Source organism: Streptomyces humicola (assembly GCF_024436035.1).
GTDB classification, from domain to species: Bacteria; Actinomycetota; Actinomycetes; order Streptomycetales; family Streptomycetaceae; genus Streptantibioticus_B; species Streptantibioticus_B humicola.
On the sequence record NZ_JANFNG010000009.1, the window covers coordinates 30,547 to 51,388 of the forward strand.

19 protein-coding genes and 1 tRNA gene are annotated in these 20,842 nt (G+C 68.3%); 7 read left to right on the forward strand and 13 right to left on the reverse strand.

Features of this window, described 5'->3' with window-relative positions; genetic code table 11:
• Positions 1–33: 33 nt before the first annotated feature.
• Together NGB36_RS13955 and NGB36_RS13960 are read right to left on the reverse strand one after the other, a co-directional pair.
• Complete coding sequence (locus tag NGB36_RS13955) at positions 34–615, reverse strand: type III secretion system chaperone family protein (protein WP_255920722.1); 582 nt, start codon at positions 613–615, stop codon at positions 34–36.
• A gap of 27 nt (positions 616–642) precedes the next feature.
• Positions 643–3,297 (reverse strand): ATP-dependent Clp protease ATP-binding subunit, encoded by a 2,655-nt coding sequence (locus NGB36_RS13960; protein ID WP_255920572.1) that lies wholly within the window; start codon positions 3,295–3,297, stop codon positions 643–645.
• A gap of 132 nt (positions 3,298–3,429) precedes the next feature.
• On the opposite strand from NGB36_RS13960, the gene NGB36_RS13965 reads away from it, so the two are divergent.
• Complete coding sequence (locus NGB36_RS13965) at positions 3,430–3,831, forward strand: pyridoxamine 5'-phosphate oxidase family protein (RefSeq protein WP_255920573.1); 402 nt, start codon at positions 3,430–3,432, stop codon at positions 3,829–3,831.
• Positions 3,832–3,921: 90 nt separating this feature from the next.
• Here the strand turns inward: NGB36_RS13965 and NGB36_RS13970 are convergent, their stop codons facing one another.
• From NGB36_RS13970 to dnaK, 4 genes are read right to left on the reverse strand one after another with little or no spacing between them, the layout of a single operon-like run.
• Positions 3,922–4,368, reverse strand: coding sequence for a heat shock protein transcriptional repressor HspR (locus tag NGB36_RS13970; RefSeq protein ID WP_255920574.1), 447 nt, complete (start codon positions 4,366–4,368; stop codon positions 3,922–3,924).
• 1 nt (position 4,369) lies between these two features.
• Positions 4,370–5,554 carry a molecular chaperone DnaJ gene (gene dnaJ, locus NGB36_RS13975; RefSeq protein ID WP_255920575.1) on the reverse strand — a complete coding sequence of 395 codons (1,185 nt, stop codon included), beginning with the start codon at positions 5,552–5,554 and terminating at the stop codon, positions 4,370–4,372.
• Positions 5,555–5,596: 42 nt separating this feature from the next.
• Positions 5,597–6,253 carry a nucleotide exchange factor GrpE gene (gene grpE / locus NGB36_RS13980; RefSeq protein ID WP_255920576.1) on the reverse strand — a complete coding sequence of 219 codons (657 nt, stop codon included), beginning with the start codon at positions 6,251–6,253 and terminating at the stop codon, positions 5,597–5,599.
• Positions 6,250–8,121, reverse strand: coding sequence for a molecular chaperone DnaK (dnaK, locus tag NGB36_RS13985; RefSeq protein WP_255920577.1), 1,872 nt, complete (start codon positions 8,119–8,121; stop codon positions 6,250–6,252). Before dnaK ends, grpE begins: the two co-directional genes overlap by 4 nt.
• 256 nt (positions 8,122–8,377) lie before the next feature.
• Between dnaK and NGB36_RS13990 the strand changes: the two genes are divergently transcribed.
• Complete coding sequence (locus NGB36_RS13990) at positions 8,378–10,645, forward strand: (Fe-S)-binding protein (protein WP_255920578.1); 2,268 nt, start codon at positions 8,378–8,380, stop codon at positions 10,643–10,645.
• Positions 10,646–10,721: 76 nt separating this feature from the next.
• On the forward strand, positions 10,722–11,612 hold the full coding sequence (locus tag NGB36_RS13995; RefSeq protein WP_255920579.1) for a Yip1 family protein: 891 nt from the start codon (positions 10,722–10,724) through the stop codon (positions 11,610–11,612).
• A gap of 24 nt (positions 11,613–11,636) precedes the next feature.
• Here the strand turns inward: NGB36_RS13995 and NGB36_RS14000 are convergent, their stop codons facing one another.
• The 3 genes from NGB36_RS14000 to NGB36_RS14010 form a co-directional block, all read right to left on the reverse strand.
• A complete protein-coding gene (locus tag NGB36_RS14000; RefSeq protein WP_255920580.1) occupies positions 11,637–12,140 on the reverse strand; it encodes a phosphoribosyltransferase in 504 nt (167 codons plus the stop codon).
• A gap of 5 nt (positions 12,141–12,145) precedes the next feature.
• The gene (gene dcd / locus NGB36_RS14005) at positions 12,146–12,721 is read right to left on the reverse strand and encodes a dCTP deaminase (protein ID WP_255920581.1); all 576 of its coding nucleotides are present in this window, start codon (positions 12,719–12,721) and stop codon (positions 12,146–12,148) included.
• 114 nt (positions 12,722–12,835) lie between these two features.
• Positions 12,836–13,021 carry a hypothetical protein gene (locus NGB36_RS14010; protein ID WP_255920582.1) on the reverse strand — a complete coding sequence of 62 codons (186 nt, stop codon included), beginning with the start codon at positions 13,019–13,021 and terminating at the stop codon, positions 12,836–12,838.
• Between the two features lie 260 nt (positions 13,022–13,281).
• On the opposite strand from NGB36_RS14010, the gene NGB36_RS14015 reads away from it, so the two are divergent.
• Together NGB36_RS14015 and NGB36_RS14020 are read left to right on the forward strand one after the other, a co-directional pair.
• Positions 13,282–13,355 (forward strand) — tRNA-Gly (locus NGB36_RS14015).
• Positions 13,356–14,683: 1,328 nt separating this feature from the next.
• On the forward strand, positions 14,684–16,072 hold the full coding sequence (locus NGB36_RS14020) for a YncE family protein (protein WP_255920583.1): 1,389 nt from the start codon (positions 14,684–14,686) through the stop codon (positions 16,070–16,072).
• A gap of 278 nt (positions 16,073–16,350) precedes the next feature.
• On the opposite strand, the gene NGB36_RS14025 is transcribed toward NGB36_RS14020, so the two are convergent.
• Entirely contained in the window at positions 16,351–17,028 is a 678-nt protein-coding gene (locus NGB36_RS14025; protein ID WP_255920584.1) for an LAETG motif-containing sortase-dependent surface protein, read from the reverse strand.
• Between the two features lie 431 nt (positions 17,029–17,459).
• On the reverse strand, positions 17,460–17,795 hold the full coding sequence (locus NGB36_RS14030; protein ID WP_255920585.1) for a hypothetical protein: 336 nt from the start codon (positions 17,793–17,795) through the stop codon (positions 17,460–17,462).
• Here NGB36_RS14030 and NGB36_RS14035 point away from each other — a divergent pair.
• A complete protein-coding gene (locus NGB36_RS14035; RefSeq protein ID WP_255920586.1) occupies positions 17,794–18,294 on the forward strand; it encodes a COG4705 family protein in 501 nt (166 codons plus the stop codon). The genes NGB36_RS14030 and NGB36_RS14035 overlap by 2 nt on opposite strands.
• An 11-nt stretch (positions 18,295–18,305) precedes the next feature.
• Here the strand turns inward: NGB36_RS14035 and NGB36_RS14040 are convergent, their stop codons facing one another.
• Positions 18,306–19,100 (reverse strand): helix-turn-helix transcriptional regulator, encoded by a 795-nt coding sequence (locus NGB36_RS14040; protein ID WP_269470164.1) that lies wholly within the window; start codon positions 19,098–19,100, stop codon positions 18,306–18,308.
• A 133-nt stretch (positions 19,101–19,233) separates the two neighbouring features.
• Here NGB36_RS14040 and NGB36_RS14045 point away from each other — a divergent pair, with 133 nt between their 5' ends.
• Complete coding sequence (locus tag NGB36_RS14045) at positions 19,234–19,650, forward strand: DUF2000 family protein (protein WP_255920723.1); 417 nt, start codon at positions 19,234–19,236, stop codon at positions 19,648–19,650.
• 273 nt (positions 19,651–19,923) lie between these two features.
• Here the strand turns inward: NGB36_RS14045 and NGB36_RS14050 are convergent, their stop codons facing one another.
• The gene (locus tag NGB36_RS14050; protein ID WP_255920588.1) at positions 19,924–20,814 is read right to left on the reverse strand and encodes a LysR family transcriptional regulator; all 891 of its coding nucleotides are present in this window, start codon (positions 20,812–20,814) and stop codon (positions 19,924–19,926) included.
• Positions 20,815–20,842 lie beyond the last annotated feature (28 nt).

The window sequence follows — 20,842 nt, forward strand, 5'->3', positions numbered from 1 at the left end:
CCGGAAACCGCTTCTCGTCGCTGCTACTCGGCGCTACTCGTCGTCGCCCTCGCCGATCTCACCGTCGGGGCTCTCGGCGTCCTTCTCCAGGCCGAGCTGCTCGATCACCCACCGGTCGAACTCGATCGAAGCACGCACCCAGCTGACCGTGCTGGAGACAAAGTGCTCCAGCCCGACGCCGAGGCCAATCAGCATCTGTGCCTCGCCGATCAGGCGGACCGAGCCGTCGTCATGGGTGTGGGTGTAGACCTTCGGCCACAGCGTCTGCCGGTTCCACCCGTCGGCAATTTCGAGCAGCTTGCCCTTGTCGTCGATGGAGTACGCCCGGTCGTAGAACGTGCGCACGGCGAAAACCTGCTGTTCGGACTCGCCGCGGAACATGAAGTACGTACGGAAGTCCTCCCACGGCGCCGCGAGGTCCCCCTCGTCGTCGACGACGTATTTGAGCTCCATCTGTTCGAGGAGCTGCTTGACCAGGTCCTGGTCGGGCTGGACCACCCCGCCGGACGGACCGGCCGACCCCTTGGGCGGTTCCTGGCCGAAGTTCGGGATCGAGGATGGGTCAATGCTCACCGTAGGGTTCCCTTCATAGCGATATTCGCCATCCTCCCCCATCATCGACCCCGTCTGGCAACCCCCGGCTCATCGCGCGGGTCGCACCACCAACTGCTCGCCGCCGTCCGTTGCCGCCGTCTCGACGAGCACGGTGTCGCCGTCCCGTACCTCACCGGCCAGGATCTCGCGGGCGAGCTGGTCGCCGATGGCCGTCTGGACGAGCCGGCGCAGCGGCCGGGCGCCGTACGCCGGGTCGTTGCCCTCGCGGGCCAGCCAGTCGAGCGCGGCGTCGGTGACGTCGAGCTCCAAGCGGCGGTCCTTGAGCCGGTCGGCGAGGCGGTCGACCTGCAGCCGGGCGATCCGACGCAGCTCGTCCTCACTGAGCGCGGTGAAGACGACGATGTCGTCGAGACGGTTGAGGAACTCCGGCTTGAAGGACTGCCGGACCGTCTCCAGCACGGCGTCGCGCTTCCGCGCGGCCGTCAGCTCCGGGTTGACCAGGTACTGCGAGCCTAGGTTGGAGGTGAGGATGAGGATGGTGTTACGGAAGTCCACCGTCCGTCCCTGCCCGTCGGTGAGCCGCCCGTCGTCGAGCACCTGCAGCAGCATGTCGAAGACCTCGGGGTGGGCCTTCTCGACCTCGTCCAGCAGCACGACGGTGTACGGGCGGCGGCGCACCGCCTCGGTCAGCTGGCCGCCCTCCTCGTAGCCGACGTACCCGGGCGGGGCGCCGACGAGGCGGGCCACGGAGTGCTTCTCGCCGTACTCGCTCATGTCGATGCGGACCATGGCCCGCTCGTCGTCGAAGAGGAAGTCGGCGAGCGCCTTGGCCAGTTCGGTCTTGCCGACGCCGGTCGGGCCGAGGAAGAGGAACGACCCGGTGGGCCGGTCGGGGTCGGCGATGCCCGAGCGCGAGCGGCGCACGGCGTCCGAGACGGCCCGGACGGCTTCCGTCTGGCCGATCAGCCGCTTGCCGAGCTCCTCCTCCATGCGCAGCAGCTTCTGCGTCTCGCCTTCGAGCAGCCGGCCCGCCGGAATCCCCGTCCAGGAGGCGACCACCTGGGCGATGTCGTCCGGGGTGACCTCCTCACCGACCATGCCTTCGAGCTCGCGCTGCGCCTCGACGGCCGCGGCGAGCTCCTTCTCGGCCTCCGGGATGAGCTCGGTCCTGATCTTGCCGGGGGTCACCCAGTCGCCGGTCTCCGGGGCCTTCAGCTCGGCGCGCTGGAACTCGCTCTCCAGCTCGTCCAGGCGCTTCTTCAGCTCACCGACGCGGTTGTGGACCTCGCGCTCCTTGTTCCAGCGCGCGGTCAGGCCCCGCAGCTGCTCCTCCTTCTCCTCGCGCGACCTGCGCAGATCGTCGAGGCGCTCGCGGGCCTGCGGGTCGAGCGTTTCCTCGTTCTCGGATTGCTTCTTCTGCTTCTTGTCCTTGGCTCCCGTCGTCGCCAGCAGCGACTCCTCCTCCATCCGCAGCCGGTCGACGGCGCGCTGCAGCTCGTCGATCTCCACGGGCGAGGAGTCGATCTCCATGTGAAGCCGGGAGGCCGCCTCGTCGACGAGGTCGATGGCCTTGTCGGGGAGGAAGCGGGAGGTGATGTAGCGGTGCGAGAGGTTGGCGGCGGCCACCAGCGCGGAGTCGGCGATACGGACCTCGTGGTGGGCCTCGTAGCGCGGCTTGAGGCCGCGCAGGATCGCCACGGTGTCCTCGACGCTCGGCTCGGCGACGAGCACCTGCTGGAAGCGGCGCTCCAGCGCCGGGTCCTTCTCGATGCGCTCGCGGTACTCGTCGAGTGTGGTCGCGCCGACCATGCGCAGCTCGCCGCGGGCCAGCATGGGCTTGAGCATGTTGCCCGCGTCCATCGCCGAGTCGCCGCCGGCGCCCGCGCCGACGACGGTGTGCAGCTCGTCGATGAAGGTGATGATGCGGCCGTCGCTCTCCTTGATCTCGGCGAGCACGGCCTTCAGCCGCTCCTCGAACTCACCGCGGTACTTCGCGCCCGCGACCATCGCGCCCAGGTCCAGCTGGACGAGGCGCTTGTCCTTCAGGGAGCCGGGCACGTCGCCCTTGACGATGCGCTGGGCCAGGCCCTCGACGACGGCGGTCTTGCCGACGCCGGGCTCGCCGATGAGCACCGGGTTGTTCTTGGTACGGCGGGAGAGCACCTGCACGACGCGGCGGATCTCGTTGTCCCGGCCGATGACGGGGTCGAGCCTGCCCTCACGGGCGATCGCCGTGAAGTCCGTGCCGTACTTCTCCAGCGCCTTGTAGGTGGCCTCGGGGTCGGGGTTGGTCACGCGCGTCCCTCCGCGGGCGGTTTCGAAGGCGTCGAGCAGGGCAGCGGCCGTGGCGCCCTGGCGGTCGAGCAGCTCAGCCATGGCGCCGCCCTTGGCAGCGAGGCCGATGAGCAGGTGTTCGGTCGAGACATAGGCGTCGCCGAGTTCGCGGGCCCGCCGGCTCGCGTCGGCGATCACGGCGAGCAGTTCGCGGTTCGCCTGCGGCGGGGCGACGGTCGAGCCCTGGACGCTGGGCACCGTGGCGAGCTGGGCCTGCGCGCCCTTGAGCAGGGAGTCGCCGTCGGCGCCGACGGCGGTGAGCAGGTCCTTGATGTTGTCGTTCTCCGGCGCTTCGAGGAGCGCCACGAGCAGATGGGCAGGGGTGAGATCCGGGTGTCCCGCGGACACCGCCCTGCTGTTGGCGCTGCTCAGCGCCTCCTGGCTCTTGTTGGTCAACTCTGCGTTCATCTGCGGGGTGACCTCCTCGTCGGCTCAACGCCTACACCACCGATGCTGCCAGATACAGCATAAAACAAGTTGAGCCTATACCGCTCAACTTCCGCCGCCTTCCGTGACGCCGCTTTTGGATACCGTCCGACCATGGCGATCAACCCTTCGCAGCCGAGCGCCGGCTTCCTGAGCTTCTGGCGCGAGTACCACCTGTGCACCCTCACGACGCCCCGCCTCGACGGCACCCCGCATGTCGTGCCGGTCGGCGCCACCTACGACCCGCAGGCCGGTCTCGCCCGGGTGATCACACGCAAGGACAGCATCAAGGTGGCCAACGTCCTCGCCGCCGGCCCGTCGGGCGCCCGCGTCGCCGTCTGCCAGGTGGACCGCGGCCGCTGGGCGACGCTCGAAGGCGTCGCCACCATCGCCACCGACCCGGACGCGGTCGCCGAGGCCGAGCGCCGCTACGCCGAGCGCTACCGGACGCCGGACGCGAACCCGGACCGCGTCGTCATCGAGATCGCGCTGACGTCCGCGATGGGCCGCGTGTGACACGACTGCCGAAGACAACGGGCCCGCCACTGCTGTCACAGCGGCGGGCCCGTCCCCATATCCGTATACCCGTCAGGTCATCCGTCACCGTCAGGTGTCGCGCTTGGGGCGCCAGACCACCAGCGCACTGGCCTGCTGCACGTCCTCGTACGGCACCAGATCACGGCGGTACGAGGCGTGCACCGCCTGCTCACGCTGCCGCATCGCCGCCGCTGCCCCCTCCAGGCCGGCCTGGAGCTCGGCGACGCGCGCCTGCAGCGCAGCCACCTGGTTCTCCAGTTCGATGATCCGCTTGATCCCGGCGAGGTTGATGCCGTCCTGGCTCAACTGCTGCACCTGACGCAGGAGTTCGATGTCCCGCGCGGAGTAGCGGCGGCCCCGGCCGGCGGTGCGGTCCGGCGACACGAGACCGAGCCGGTCGTACTGCCGCAGCGTCTGCGGGTGCAGTCCGGACAGCTGGGCCGCAACGGAGATCACGTACACCGGTGACTCGTCGGTCAGCTCATACGGATTGCGGCGTGCGCCACGGCCGTCCATCTCAAGCTCCCTTCGCGGCCTTGAACAGCTCTGCCCGCGGATCCGTACCCGCGGTTGCCTCGCGATACGACTCAAGCGCGTCCAGCGCCTTGCCGCCCACCGTCGGCGGGACGACGACCTCGACGGTGACCAGCAGGTCGCCACGGGTGCCGTCCTTGCGTACCGCGCCCTTGCCGCGGGCGCGCATCGTCCGCCCGTTCGGCGTACCCGGGGGGAGCTTGAGCGTTACTGCAGGCCCGCCGAGCGTCGGCACCTTGATCTCCGCGCCCAGCGCCGCCTCCGGGAAGGTGACCGGCACAGTGACCGTCAGATTGTCGCCGCGGCGCCCGAACACCGGGTGCGGCTTGACGTGGACGACGACGTACAGATCGCCCGCCGGGCCGCCCCGCTCGCCCGGAGCGCCCTTGCCGCGCAACCGGATCCGCTGCCCGTCGCTGACGCCTGCCGGGATGCGCACCTGCATGGTGCGCGAACTGCGCGCCCGGCCACTGCCCTTGCACTCGTCGCACGGATCCTGGGCGATCAGCCCGCGGCCCTTGCACTCCGCACACGGGTCGGTGAGCGAGAAGCCCCCGCCCGCGCCGCGCGAGACCTGACCGGTGCCCACACAGGTCGGGCAGACCCGCGGGGTGCCGTTCTTGTCGCCGGTGCCGGAGCACCGCTTGCACGGCGCCTGGCTCGACATGCGCAGCGGGACCGTGGCCCCGTCCACCGCTTCGGTGAAGCTCAGCGTCACCTCGGACTCGACGTCCTGGCCGCGGCGCGGCTGGGTGCGCGTCGTGCCGCGGTTGAACAGCCCGCCGAAGACGTCGCCGAGCCCGCCGCCGAAGCCGCCGCCTGCGCCGCCGCCTGCGCCACCGCCGCTCGGCGCCCCGCCGAACAGGTCGCCCAGGTCGAAGCCGAAGCCGCCGGGGCCCGTCGCACCGCCCGGGCCGCGGAAGCCGCCGTTGGCGAAGAGCGTGCGTGCCTCGTCGTACTCCTTGCGCCGCTTGGGGTCGGAGAGCACGTCGTTGGCCTCGGAAATCTCCTTGAAGCGCTCCTCGGCCTTGGGGTTGCCCTTGTTGGCGTCCGGATGGTTCTCGCGGGCGAGCTTCCGGTACGCCTTCTTGATCTCTGCCTCGGTCGCGTCCTTGGGGACGCCGAGGACCTTGTAGTAGTCCTTCTCGATGAAGTCCTTGGTGCTCATCCCCGGCGTCCCTCCTCTCCCGCGATCACGACCATCATGACGTCAGCCCTGTTCCGGGCCACCGTTCTCCTCGTCGGACGCCTCTTCCGCCTTGTTCTGCGCACCGGGCTGCGCACCGGGCTGGGGCTCGGCGACCGCGACCCGCGCCGGGCGGATCGTACGCTCGCCGATCCGATACCCCGGCTGCAGGATCTGCACGCACGTGGTTTCGCTGACGTCCGGCGAGTAACTGTGCATCAGGGCCTCGTGCACCAGCGGGTCGAAGGGCTCGCCCTCCTTGCCGAACTGCTGCAGGCCCATCTTGGCCACCACGGTCTCGAGCGACTCGCCGACCGACTTGAAGCCGCCCACCAGCTCGCCGTGCTCCCGTGCGCGCCCGATGTCGTCGAGCACGGGCAGCAGCTCGCCCAGCAGGTTGGCGATCGCGACCTCACGGACCGCGATGCGGTCGCGCTCCACCCGTCGGCGGTAGTTCTGGTACTCCGCCTGGAGGCGCTGAAGATCCGCGGTGCGCTCCGCCAGCTGTCCGCGCAGCGACTCCAGGTCCTTGTTGTTCGCCCTTTCGTCCCCGGCCGGGGCGCCCGGGCCCGCCTGCTCGGCGGGCCCGGCGCCCTGCGCCGCTTCTTCCGCGGCGGATTCCACGGCGTCGACGGGGACGTCAGAGGGCTTCTGCTGGAAACCCTGCGACTCCTCCGTCACGCGGCACCACCCTCACGCTTCGATCCCTCGTCGTCGACGATCTCGGCGTCGACGACGTCCTCGCCGGCCTCGTCCTTCGCCTCGTGGGCACCGGCCCCGGCACCGGCACCGGCCGCCGCACCCGCGCCGTCGGCGCCGGCCTGGGCGTACATCGCCTGGCCGAGCTTCTGGCTGGTCGCGGCCACCTTCTCGGTCGCCTCACGGATCGCGGCGATGTCCTCGCCCTTCAGCTTCTCCTTCAGCTCGCCCACCGCGGTCTCGACCTCGGTCTTGACCTCACCCGGAACCTTGTCCTCGTTGTCCTTGAGGAACTTCTCCGTCTGGTAGACCAGCTGCTCGGCCTGGTTACGGGTCTCCGCAGCCTCGCGACGCTTGTGGTCCTCCTCCGCGTACTGCTCGGCCTCCCGCATCATCCGGTCGATGTCCTCCTTCGGCAACGCCGAACCACCGGTCACCGTCATCCGCTGCTCCTTGCCGGTACCCAGGTCCTTGGCGGAGACATGCATGATGCCGTTGGCGTCGATGTCGAAGGTCACCTCGATCTGCGGCACACCACGCGGCGCCGGCGGCAGACCGGTCAGCTCGAACATCCCCAGCTTCTTGTTGTACGCAGCGATCTCACGCTCACCCTGGTACACCTGGATCTGCACCGACGGCTGGTTGTCCTCCGCCGTGGTGAAGATCTCCGAACGCTTCGTCGGGATCGTGGTGTTCCGCTCGATCAGCTTGGTCATGATGCCGCCCTTGGTCTCGATACCGAGCGACAGCGGCGTCACATCGAGCAGCAGGACGTCCTTGACCTCACCCTTGAGCACACCCGCCTGCAGCGACGCACCCACCGCGACGACCTCGTCCGGGTTGACGCCCTTGTTCGCCTCCTTGCCGCCGGTCAGCTCCTTGACCAGGTCGGCGACGGCCGGCATACGGGTCGAGCCGCCGACGAGCACCACGTGGTGGATGTCGGAGAGCTGGATGCCCGCGTCCTTGATCACGTTGTGGAACGGGGTCTTGCAGCGCTCCAGCAGGTCGGCGGTGAGCTGCTGGAACTGCGCCCGGGTCAGCTTCTCGTCCAGGTGCAGCGGGCCCTCGGCCGACGCGGTGATGTAGGGCAGGTTGATCGAGGTCTCGGTGGAGCTGGACAGCTCGATCTTCGCCTTCTCGGCGGCCTCGCGGAGCCGCTGCAGCGCCATCTTGTCCTTGGACAGGTCCACGCCGTGGCCGGAGTGGAACTGCTTGACCAGGTAGTCGACGATCCGCTGGTCCCAGTCGTCGCCACCGAGGTGGTTGTCGCCGTTGGTGGCCTTCACCTCGACGACGCCGTCGCCGATCTCCAGCAGCGACACGTCGAAGGTGCCGCCACCGAGGTCGAAGACGAGAATGGTCTGGTCTTCCTTGTCGAGCCCGTAGGCCAGGGCGGCCGCCGTGGGCTCGTTGACAATCCGCAGGACGTTGAGGCCCGCGATCTCACCGGCTTCCTTGGTGGCCTGACGCTCGGCGTCGTTGAAGTACGCCGGGACGGTGACGACCGCGTCCGTGACCTTCTCGCCCAGGTACGCCTCGGCGTCCCGCTTCAGCTTCTGCAGAATGAAGGCAGAGATCTGCTGCGGGGTGAAGTCCTTGCCGTCGATACCGATCTTCCAGTCGGTGCCCATGTGGCGCTTGACCGACCGGATGGTCCGCTCCACGTTGGTGACAGCCTGGCGCTTGGCCACCTCGCCGACGAGCACCTCGCCGTTCTTCGCGAAAGCGACGACGGACGGCGTGGTCCTGGCGCCCTCGGCGTTGGTGATGACGGTGGGCTCACCGCCTTCGAGAACACTGACGACGGAGTTCGTCGTGCCCAGGTCGATGCCGACCGCACGTGCCATGGTTGATCCTCCAGTGGACTTGAGTGGAACTGACTCAAGAGTGCCGGAGCGCTCGATGGGTGTCAACAGAGGTGAGTCAGTCAGACTCAAGTCTTCTATAAGTAAGTGACGCATAAAGATACCGGGACGACCTGGGAGAGGGGCGACGCAGATCACCGAGTGAGCGCCTGTATGACCCCGCGCGAAGCGGGTAATCTCGGAAGACCACACAAGTTACTGCTTAGTAATCCCGCTCTCGCAGGCCCGAGGAGCCCCCATGCAACTCGCCGCGATCGTCGTTTCGCTGGTGCTAGCCGCGGTCGGCGTTGCGCTGTTCGCCCGAGCCATCGGGCAGATCTACCGCTACGTACGGCTCGGACAGCCGGTGCCCGCCGGAACCCGCACCGACGACCCGAAGCAGCGCACCGTCACCGTGGTCAAGGAGTTCCTCGGTCACACCCGGATGAACCGCTGGGGCATCGTGGGCTTCGCGCACTGGTTCGTCGCGGTCGGCTTCTTCACCCTCGTCCTGACGCTCGTCAACGCCTTCGGCCAGCTGTTCAAGGCCGACTGGACGCTGCCGATCATTGGCACGTGGCTGCCGTACGAGATCTTCGTCGAGGTCGTCGGCACCACGACCACGCTCGGCATCCTGACCCTGATCATCATCCGCCAGCTCAGCCGGCCGGGTAAGGCGGGCCGCAAGTCCCGCTTCGCAGGCTCCAACTTCGGCCAGGCGTACTTCGTCGAGGCCGTCATCCTCATCATCGGCGTCTGCATCATGACACTGCGCGGCCTCGAGGGTGCCCTGAACCACGTCGGAGGCTACGGGCCGGCCTACCTCGTCTCGTATCCGCTGGCCGTGGCCTTCAAGGGCCTGAGCGTGAGCACGCTGCAGAACCTGATCTACCTCTTCGCGATGATCAAGATCGCGACCTCCTTCATCTGGATGATCACGGTCTCCCTCATCACCGACATGGGAGTCGCCTGGCACCGCTTCCTCGCCTTCCCCAACATCTGGTTCAAGCGCGAGTCGAGCGGTGATGTGGCGCTGGGTGCACTGCAGCCGATGACCAGCGGCGGCAAGCCGATCGACTTCGAGGACCCGGGCGAGGAGGACGTCTTCGGTGTCTCGCAGGTCGAACAGTTCTCCTGGAAGGGCATCCTCGACTTCTCCACCTGCACCGAGTGCGGCCGCTGCCAGTCTCAGTGCCCGGCATGGAACACCGGCAAGCCGCTCTCCCCGAAGCTGCTGATCATGAGCCTGCGCGAGCACGCCCACAACAAGGCGCCATACTTGCTCGCCGGCGGCGGCAAGACCATGGAGGGCGAGGAGAAGGCCTCCGCCGAGCAGCTCGCCGGTGTGCCGGCATCGGCCCTCGCCGAGGCCGAGCGCCCGCTGATCGGCACCGCCGGGGAGAACGGCGTCATCGACCCGGACGTGCTGTGGTCCTGCACCACCTGCGGCGCCTGCGTCGAGCAGTGCCCCGTCGACATCGAACATGTCGACCACATCGTCGACATGCGCCGCTACCAGGTGATGATCGAGTCCTCGTTCCCCTCCGAGGCCGGCACGATGCTCAAGAACCTGGAGAAGAAGGGCAACCCGTGGGGCCTGCCGAAGAAGCAGCGCCTGGCGTGGGTCAAGGAGGTCGACTTCCCCGTCCCGGTCGTCGGCGAGGACGTCGAGGACCTCACCGAGGTCGAGTACCTGTACTGGGTCGGCTGCGCCGGCGCCCTGGAGGACCGGGCCAAGAAGACCACCAAGGCCTTCGCCGAGCTGCTGCACATCGCGGGCGTCAACTTCGCGATCATGGGCGGTGACGAGAACTGCACCGGCGACTCCCCGCGCCGCCTCGGCAACGAGTTCCTCTTCCAGCAGCTCGGCGCCGAGAACGTCGCGATGCTCAACATGGCCTTCGGCGAGGACGACGAGGACCCCGCGACGAAGAAGCCGAAGTCGGCGAAGAAGATCGTCGCCACCTGCCCGCACTGCTTCAACACCATCGCCAACGAGTACCCGCAACTGGGCGGCGAGTACGAGGTCATCCACCACACCCAGCTGCTCCAGCACCTCGTCGACGAGGGCAAGCTGGTGCCGGTCACCCCGGTCGAGGGCCTGATCACCTACCACGACCCCTGCTACCTGGGTCGCCACAACAAGGTCTACACGCCGCCGCGCGAGATCATCGCCAAGGTGCCGGGACTGCGCAACGAGGAGATGCACCGGCACAAGGAGCGCGGCTTCTGCTGCGGCGCGGGCGGCGCGCGCATGTGGATGGAAGAGCGGATCGGCAAGCGCATCAACGACGAGCGCGTCGACGAGGCCCTGTCGCTCGACCCGGACATCGTCTCCACCGCCTGCCCGTTCTGCCTCGTCATGCTCACCGACTCGGTCAACGGCAAGAAGAACGCGGGGAAGGCGAAGGAGTCGGTGCAGGTCGTCGACGTCGCCCAGCTGCTGCTCGACTCCGTGAAGACCCCGGCCGACCCGGCAGGCGACGCCGACGCGGTCAACGAACCGGAGTCCGAGCCGGCGAAGTAGCCCGTACCGGCGGCGGACGCGACAGAAGCGGCGGAAGGCCGGAGCCCCCTGATCGGGCACCGGCCTTCCGCCGTACATGTCACAGCTTCGCTCTGAAACCGCACCAATCGCCCCCCGGCCGGACCGGCACCGTTCACGACCGGGTACGTTCGACGACGTGGCTGGATTCAGGATCGGACGCGGACGGGGCCGGCAATCCCCTCGTATGCCGTCCCCTCGCACTCAGTACGGGCAGGACTACGCACCCCAAGGCCCGCCGTCGTACAACGGCTACGGCAGCCACGGCGGCTACAGCGGGCACGACGACGCACCGGGCCACACCGTCTCCTTCACCGTGGGAGAGGCTCCGGACGCCTACGCGTACGGGGATGAGCCGGGCCACGTCGCCACCTATCGCGCCGGACAGCCGAGCGCCCCGCCGTCCGGTCCGAGGCTGCACTGGAAGGAACTGCTGAGAGGAATCGTGCTGCGGCCCGGACGCACCTTCTGGCAGATGCGCGACTACCAGGTGTGGGGCCCGGCACTGCTCGTCACCTTCGTCTACGGCCTGCTGGCCGTCTTCGGCTTCGACTCCGCGCGCAAGGAGATCCTCAGCTCCAGCTTCTCCAACAGCATCCCTTGGGTGCTGACCACGGGAGTGGCGGTGGTGTTGAGCGGGCTGATGACGGGCGCGGTGACCCATGCGCTTGCCCGCCAGTTCGGCGGGGACGGCGGCTGGGCGCCGACCATCGGCCTGGCGATGCTGATCACGTCCATCACCGACGCGCCTCGGCTGCTCTTCGCGATCTTCCTCGGCGGCGCCAACGGCCTCGTCCAGATCCTCGGGTGGGTGACGTGGCTGGCGTGCGCGGCGCTGCTCACCTCGATGGTGAGCAAGTCGCACGATCTGCCGTGGCAGAAGGCGCTGGGAGCGGCCTCGGTCCAACTGGTGCTGCTGCTGGTGCTGTTCAAGCTCCCGACGCTGTGAGATACCGGTGCCGGGTGTTCGTGCCTACGCGTCGAGCACCTGGCCGTCCCGGCTCACCACGGGTGGCTGGGCGCTCCACGGGAAGTTGATCCACCTGTCCGTGCGCTTCCAGACGTACTCGCACTTCACGAGCGATTGCGGCTTCTCGTAAATGACCGCACACCGTACGTCCGCGACGTGCCCCGCACAGAAGTCATGCACCAGCTTGAGCGTCTTGCCCGTGTCGGCGACGTCATCCGCGACGAGGACCTTCTTCTCGTTCAGCGCGACGACGTCCGGCACCGGCGGCAGCATGACGGGCATGTCGAGCGTGGCGCCCACACCGACGTAGAACTCCACGTTCATGACATGGAGGTTCTTCACGTCCAGCGCGTAGCCGAGCCCGCCCGCGACGAAGAGCCCGCCACGGGCTATGGACAGGATGATGTCGGGCTCGAAGCCGTCGTCCACGATGGTCTGCGCCAGCTCGCGGACCGCCTGCCCGAACAGAGGATACGTCAGATTCTCGCGCTCGTCGCCGCCGGCCACCGAGGTCACACCTTGGTCCGGTGGAAGTTCACGTAGGAGCGCGAGGGCGTCGGGCCGCGCTGTCCCTGGTAGCGGGAGCCGTAACGGCCGGACCCGTACGGGAATTCGGCCGCCGAGGTCAGCCGGAACATGCACAGCTGCCCGATCTTCATCCCCGGCCAGAGCTTGATCGGGAGCGTGGCCACGTTCGACAGTTCGAGCGTGACGTGTCCGGAGAACCCTGGGTCGATGAAGCCGGCGGTCGAGTGCGTGAGCAGCCCGAGCCGGCCGAGGCTGGACTTGCCTTCCAGGCGGGAGGCAACGTCCTCCGGCAGCGTGATGACCTCATACGTCGAGGCGAGGACGAACTCACCGGGGTGGAGGATGAAGGCGTCGTCAGCGTCCGGCTCGACCAGTCGCGTCAGGTCGGGCTGCTCGACGGCCGGATCGATGTGCGGATAACGGTGGTTTTCGAAAACCCTGAAGAACCGGTCGAGCCGGACGTCGATGCTCGACGGCTGGATCATCGACTCGTCGAAGGGATCGATCCGCACCCGGCCGGAGTCGATCTCGGCCCGGATGTCCTTGTCTGAGAGCAGCACGTGACGAGGATACGTGGAGAGTGAGGCACGGAACCGCAGCGGGCCCGGCCCGATCCGGACCGGGCCCGCACGCCCTTCATCGACTCATCGACCCTCGGCTCATCGCCCCTCAGCTCATCGACGTGCTTGGCGCACGAGCGTGCCCGCGTCGTCCACCGGCACGGCGTGACGCAACCGCGCACACTGCGGACAGCGGATGAGCCGCCCCGGGCCCAGCCGGTCGGCGCCCAGATTCTGCATCGGGAACGTCGTGGTGCTGAACACGTGCCCATCGGCACAACGAACGACGGTGCGCTCCATCGCTCCCCTTTTCTCTCCCCGCGGACTCGCCCCGCCGCATCGTCGCGGCGAGGACAAAAGCCACATTAGGGGATGAGTCCCCCCACGTCCCACATGGCACTCCGCCCCCACGGTACGCCCCAACCCCCTTGCCCCGCACTCACGTCCGCGCTTGCCCGCACACCCCCCTGGACAGCACGAAACCCCCGGCGCTGTGTGCGTCGGAGGCGAACGATGGGGTACAGTGTGCGACGATGCGAAGGGCCCGAAGGGCGACTTACGCGGGTGTAGTTTAATGGTAGAACATGAGCTTCCCAAGCTCAGAGCGCGGGTTCGATTCCCGTCACCCGCTCCACGACAAAGGCCCAGGTCACAGACCCGGGCCTTGTTTGTTGTCTAGACCGCGCTAAGCCTCGCGTGCCCGTTCCGTGCGGAATGACTCTGAGTGGCCTCGCCGTGTGCCCGTAGGCGGGCGTCAAGGCGGCTCGCTCCGGCTCGCCGCGCGCGCCCCCGGCTCACCGCCGGGCGCGCGGCTAGAGCGATCACGCCATGAGTGAGGAGACCCGATGGGGCCGGGGCGGCCGGCTCCACGGCTTTGGGCAGCCGCCATGGGGCGAGCCTCGGAGATCACGACCCCAGATCGGGCCATTGCGGGCGGGCGAGGAGCCAGCAAAGTTCTGCTCAGGGGGCCATTTTCACCGCTCTACCGGCGGAGGGTGTGGGATTTGAACCCACGGTGACGTAGCCCCACGAAAGTTTTCAAGAGAATGCCGCGATCGCCCAATCACCGCCTCTGACCCGGCGCTTGCCGTATGCGAGGCTCGTTGAACCCGGCTCCTGGCCCACGCATGGCCCATGAGACTGCCAGAGTGCCCGGTCACCGGAGCCACATCGGCATATCCGATCCCTGCTTCCCGGCTTCCCACTTGCCCCGGAGCCGCGTCGACGATGACTACGACTCTTGACGCTTGATCGTCAGTCAGCGGCGGTGCCGGCAACCAAGGTGGACGCAGCCGGACGCCGGCGGCTGCCCACGGAAGGTGTTCCGTCTGGGAGGGCCTGACAGAGGATGTCGCCGGTGTCTTCTAAGTTAACGTCGGCCCGCGCTAAACCGACGTGAACCCGTTCGGCGGGCACTGCGCGAAGTCTGCACGGCCGTGCACTTGCCCGCTGTTCGAGACGGGCCGTCCGAGTGAAAGCCTCCGACCGAGGTGAACATGTCGAAAGCGTCCGTTAGATTCCTTGATGGCTCGACGATGATTCAGGCGACCGGCGTCATCGGTCGCGTGTTCGGGAATACGTGAACGCGTTCGGGCGAGGTGACCTCGGCGCCGCAATGACAGGCGCCGCTCTCGCCAGCGGCCTTTGTTGAACGCATCGACCAGCCCCTGCCGCAACCTCTCACGCCACGCGGCATATACCCCACAAGCCACGCGCCGGTGGCAGCTTTCGCCGCGGGTTATCCGCGGCCGGGCGAGGTGACCACAAGGAGTGGCAATGCCTGCGAAGCCCAGCTTGGCCCTCGCGTTCGTGGCGGCGGTCGTGTACGCGTCGATCGCCGGTTGCACGACGCCCAGAGCGCAGCAAATGGCGGCCTCCCACCTGGGTCCGGTGCCGAGACCCACGGTGGGGTCAATGGCCGGCCCCTCGCGGACGGGCAGAGCGGTTCCGTTCTCTGAGCCAGTGCGTGGCACGCTGATCGAACCCCCGGCGCTGCCCGGGGCGCAGCCGATCTCGGGTAACGACCGGGTGTACACCGCCGACCAGGACTCCAACACGGTCAGTGTCATCAATCCGGCGACGAACACGGTGCTGGGCACGATCGCTCTGGGCCAGCCGCGGTTGAGCCCCAGCAAGGATGTGCTGGGGGCGATGTACGACGGGCAGATCGACGTGCACGGCCTGGGCTTCTCCCGGGACGGGAAGTGGCTCGACGTGATCGACGTGACCACCAACGCCGTCCATGTCATTGATACCGCAACCAACCAAGTAGTGCGCACCATGTACCTCGGCCGGGCGCCGCACGAGGGATTCTTCTCGCCGGACGGCACGCGGCTGTGGGTGGCGGTGCGCGGCCAGGACTACATCTCGGTGATCGACTGGCGGGCCGGCAGAGAGGTCGACCGGATCCACACCGAGGACGGGCCGTCGAAGGTGTTTTTCAGCCCGGACGGCAAACTCGCCTATGTCAACCATCTGCGCGCCTTGGTGCTGGACGTGATTGATGTGGCCTCCCGCCGGATCATCAGGCGCGTGCCGATCCCCGCGCAGGCGGGTGGGTCCTCCGACGAGGCCGTCTCACCCGACGGCCGGGAGATCTGGCTCGGCATGCCCACCAACGGCCGGACCACTGCTGTGCTCAATGCACGCACCTACCGTGTGGAAGCGGTGCTGCGCACGGGGCCGCGCACCAACCACCCCAACTTCGTCACGGTCGGCGGCGTCGACTACGCCTACCAGACCGTGGGCGGACTCAACGAGACCTTGGTCTACCGCCGGTCGCCCAACGGCACCCGGCCGGTCCTGGTCAAGACTATCCACAACCACGGCCACGGCTCCCACGGCGTCTGGCCGAGCCCCGACAACACCAGGGTCTACGTCGCCCTGCAGAACTCCGATGCGGTCGACGTCATCGACACGCACACAATGTCGGTGATCAAGACCCTTCGCGTCGGCCAGTCACCGATGGCGCTGGTGTACGTGGCGCGCAACACCCCGGCCACCAGCACAAACAACCTGGGCAGGCAAGGTCTGGACATGCCCACGCAGAACCTCGCCCTGCGCGTCCTCGGTAGCTCCGGCCAGGGCACGGCCCTGATCCGGGCACTCCCAGGCATCGACGAAGTCACCATCGGAGCCACTGGACTGCCACCCAACCAGCACTTCACCGCCTACGCCAGCGACGGCACCCGCACTACAGCGCTGATGACCATGATGAGCAACCAGTTCGGCAACATCGACGAAGGCCTGTCCTACTCATACTTCTTCGCCAACCACTACACCTCCGTCATCCTCAGGCCTGGAACTCCGTCCAGCGGGCAGGCGCCGGGCCCGGCAGCCCTCCAGGCATGACGGACCAAGGGCGCCGGGCGGCGCAGTCGGTGTGGTCAGGGCGTGATCGATGACCGTGCCAGAGGGTCTGGGAGCAGGTCAGATGGGTCTTTTCCCCACCTGACGGAGCGTTGATTACCAAGCCCAGAGCGCGAGTTCGCGGGGCCCGGCTTAGCCACTAAGCGGCCCTCGCAATCCGACTGCCCGGTCAAGCCTCCCGCCTGTCTGACCCGTTGGTCTCGGGCATGCACGCGCGGCGGCAGAACGGGGAGACAGTACACGCCTGTTACGGCTACGGGTTAGTGCCGCGCAGCGGCCTTGCGGCGGTGGACGGTGAACAGCGCGCCACCACCGATGACGATCAGGACACCGGCGAGTCCGGCGATCACGCCGCTATTGCTGCCGCCACCGGTCTTGGCGAGCGATGCGCCTTGAGCCGACGCCGAAGCGGATGGGGCGGGGGCACCGCCGGCGGCGGTCGACGGCGCGGCCGAGCTGGGCGCGGGGGCAGGTGTCGCGCTGCTGGTCGGCTTGCTGGACGGCACCGGGGTCTTCGACGGCGCCGACGACGGGACGGTGCACGGCTTGTCAGCGGACGTGGGGTACGGGGTGATGGGCTGGTCCCTGATCGGTCCGGCTGTCACCCGGACGTCCCATTGGGCACCGGGCACCCAGTCCACGTAGAAGGTGTGGCTGACTCCGGCGGCCGTGGGGTGGGGGAAGTCCCACTGGTCGAGCACCTGACCGGGCAGGCCGGACGCCAGGTGCGGGCCGATGGTGACGTGGGCAGTCGTGCCCGAGCTGTCTTTGTCGGTGACCGTGATCGCGGCCTTGGCGACACCGGAGCTGGTGTCACAACTGGCCACGGGGGTCACCGAGAAGTCGTTTATGTTGCAGGCAAAGGCGGCACCGCTGAACAGCACAGCGGCGCCCGCTCCGGTTGCGGTAGCGGCGAACAGGCCGCGCTTGGAGATCACAACTTCCTCCGATGGGCGGGATGAGGACTGCTGCGCGCGGGGAGGCCTCAGGCACTCGCCGCGGCCGCGCCTCTTGGCGACGTGAGGACGGAGTGGGCCTGTGCGACGCAGGCAGCTGCGAGGCCCGCCGGAACCGTGGCGGAGGCGATGGCGTGCGAGGCGGTTGCCGCCTGGGCACCGGACAGCTTCACTACGACCTCGTGGGCTCAGGACAAGGATGAGAGAAGAGTGCAGATGCCGTCGCGATTGCACGCGATGCGGCAGGACGCAGATGCTATTCCCCCGGGCGGGTTTCTGGGTGGCCCTGCGGCGGACGCGGTCGGGCCGTGGGGCGCGGTCAGCGGGGCAGAACCGATCACAGCTGGACAGTTGCGCTAACCCTGCGATAAATCTATGTGACCATACTCACAGTCTTCTCAGGATTCCCAAGCTCAGAGCGCGGGTTGACGGCGGCGGCTCGGCCTGCCGGTCGGGCCATCAGATGGCGTCCATTTGCTGGTTGTTGGTGCGCGGCCCGAGCAGCCGGACGGCGACGGCCATGGCGCCCGGCAACAGCGCGCCGCAGGTGTAGAGCCGCCGGCTCCGATGGCGGACAGCAGGGTGAGCGAGCCGAGCGGCAGCAGCGCGCTGACCAGGCGGGAGGCTGCATAGGGGATGCCGATGGGCGTCGGTACCGCCCGGCCGGGAGGGGCTCTGAGGTTGACTTGGAACAGGGTGCGGCGGCCGAGCCGGTCGGCCAGCGGTGCCAGCAGGATCGACCCGATCATGCTGGGAGTTCCCTACATAGCCTCGACTGCGTTCTTCCTCGTTGCGCTCGCTGCGATCTTCGCCGGCTGGTACTGGAGCGAGAAAACCCTGTCGATCCACAGCATCCAAACCCGTCGTCGAGAGTCGTTCTACTGGGCAACAGTGCTGGCGACGTTCGCGGTGCGCACGGCGGCCGGTGACATGACAGCGAAGACCATGAACATGGGCTACCTCTCGTCTGCCGTCGCCTTCGGCATGGTGATAGCGGTACCCCTGGTCGCCCACCGCCGGTTCAGGCTCAACGCGATCGCCGCGTTCTGGTTCGCGTACGTCATCACCAGGCCGCTGGGCGCGTCCTTCGCGGACTGGTTCGCCTCACCGAAGAAGACGGCCGGCCTGGGCTGGAACACCAGGCCGATCACCCTGGTTCTGATGATCGCGATCACAGCACGGCGCCGACTCGCCGCCGATGGAGGCTGTGGTTACGCTTCGTCGGCTGAGGAGCAGGCGTGGGCGTAGGCGGTCCATGCTCAATGGATGGCCCTGGTGTACAGGCCCGGAGTGGTGCCCATGATCCGCTTGAAGTGCCGGGTGAGGTGAGACTGGTCATGGAAGCCTGCGGCGGCCGCCACCTCGCGCGGCGGCTGTCCGTCGAGCAGTAGACGGCGGGCCAGGTCGACGCGGCGCGACACCACGTACTGGTGCGGGGCGATGCCGAAGGCACCGCTGAAGGCACGTACGAGATGCGCGGGGTGGGCGTGGAGCAAGCGCGCGGCCTCGTCCAAGGTGATCCCTTCGATCAGTCGTTCGTCGAGGAGGTCTCGCAGGCTCCGGGCGGCGCTGCGGTCGGGCGCTGCGCTTCCAGAGGCCGGGCCGGGGCGCAAGTGCATGCGCAGGCGCTCGCCGATGAGAGCCAGGCGGCTCTCCGTTTCCAACTCCTCGCCCCGGTTCGCTAGGACAGTGTGCAGCTGTCCGACACGTCTGCGCAGAAGAGGGTCGGTGAGGTCTGGTCCGTCCACCGCCGGCCCGATGAAACGCTCGTCCAGCTGCGTCATGTCGAGATAGAGCACGCGTTTACGAAAGCCGTGAGGGGTGGCGGGTGAGCCGTTGTGCGGGACCTGCGGCGGGAGCAGGCTCACGGTGTCCTTCGGTGTGCCGTGCTGGTGGCGGGCCAGGTCGTAGCGGACCGCGCCGTCGTCGACGATCAGCAAAGTCCAGGCGTCGTGGACGTGCATGGGGTACGCGTGCTCGGTGAAGCGGGCGTGGAACACCTCCACGACACCCGCGACCGGCGGGCGCCAGGCTGAGATCTCCTGCCGTGGCATCACGCAAAGAACGTACAAGACGGCAAAGACGTGCACCCCGCAGTCTCACAGCATGAGAACCAAGAGCGAAGCCGAGGCCGGAGCCTGCGTTGGGACTGAGGTCGGGGCCGGGACCGGTGCAGGGGACAAGGACATGCCTGTCCGCTTCGGCACCAAGATCGCCGTTCTGCTGCGCGACGACCTTGAGCCCTGGCAGCGGCTGAACGTGACCGCCTTCCTGGTCAGCGGCCTCGGCACGGCGTCACCCGAGGTGATCGGCGAGCCGTACACGGACGCCGACGACACCGCGTATCTGCCGATGTTCCGCCAGCCCGTGCTGGTCTTCGAGGGAACGAAGGAGACACTGACCGCCGCACACAGGCGTGCGCTGTCCCGCTCGCTCCCAAGGGCCGTGTTCACATCGGATCTTTTCGGCACGGGCAATGACCGGGACAACCGGGCGGCGGTACGAGCCGTGGGCAAGGACCGGCTCGATCTGGTGGGGGTGGCCGTATACGGGCCGCGCAACGCGGTGGACAAGGTGCTCAAGGGCGCACGCATGCACCCCTGAGCAAACGGGGCCTTATCGCAGAGAGCTTGCCCACGGGCGCCGACCGCTTCGGTCGGCGGCCGTAGGCGGTAACCACAAACTCGCAACCGGGGTGATCCCAGCCGCGGGCCGGGGCGCTCGACGCGATGTCTGGCGACGCTGCCTGGATTGATGGTCCCGCCGCCACACCACCGTTCAGTTGACAGCTGCAACGGCCATCATCAGGTGCCCGCCGGCCGCGAAGTGCTCCCGGGCGAGCGGCGACGCTCGGCCGCGCGGAACCACCCTTGGCGGTCAGGCAGGAATGAGGCGCGTGAGCTCGTCGGCGACGATACGGGCGGCCGGGGCGACCCAGCGCCGGCGGTGCTGGGCGAGCTGCACCGGCACCGGTGGAATCTCCGGAGCATCGACCATGGCCAGGACCCCGTCGCGCAGTTGCTGCTCGACGGTGGCCCGAGGCAGCAGCGTGAGCCCGAGTCCCGCGGCCACGCACGAGCGGGCGGCCTCGATACTGCCGAACCGCGTGAGTCGGGGCTGCGGCCCGGGGAGCGCGAGCAGGGTGCGCACCAGGTGATCGCTGTACGAACACCCTTCCTCGTGTACGAAGAAGCTCTCCCCGGCCAGCTCCTCCCACCCGACCGTGCGCCCGGCGAGCGGGTGGTCCGGGGATGCCGCGTACACGAGTGGTTCGCGCGCTATGGGCCGAGCGACCAGGTCGGCGGCGTTCACCTCGGGTTCCAGGAGCAGCGCAATGTCGAGTCGTCCCGCGCGCAGCCCCTCCACGGCCGCAGCGCTGCCCACGGGGCGCAGATGGACGTCGATTCCGGGGTGGGTACGTCGCAGCGAGGCGATCACTCCGGGCAGCCGTGACGCGCACAGCGACTCACCCGCCCCTACGGCGACCTGCCCCTCGACCGCTCCGTCGCCGTTACCGGCAGCCGCGGTGGCTCGCAGCCGAGCCTCTGCGTCGAGCATCGTCTCGGCTTCTTCGAGCAGCCGCCGCCCGGCGCTGGTCAGCAGCGCGCCCGTGGGCAGCCTGTCGAACAGCCGTGTTCCCAGCTCCCGTTCCAGCGAGCGGACCTGAACGGTGACGGTGGACTGGGCGAGATGCAGCTCGGCGGCCGCGGCGGTGAAACTCCCCGCCTTCGCCAGGGCCGTGAAGGTTCTCAGAAGTCTGGTCTCCACCACCTGATGGTATCGATTTCTCCGATCG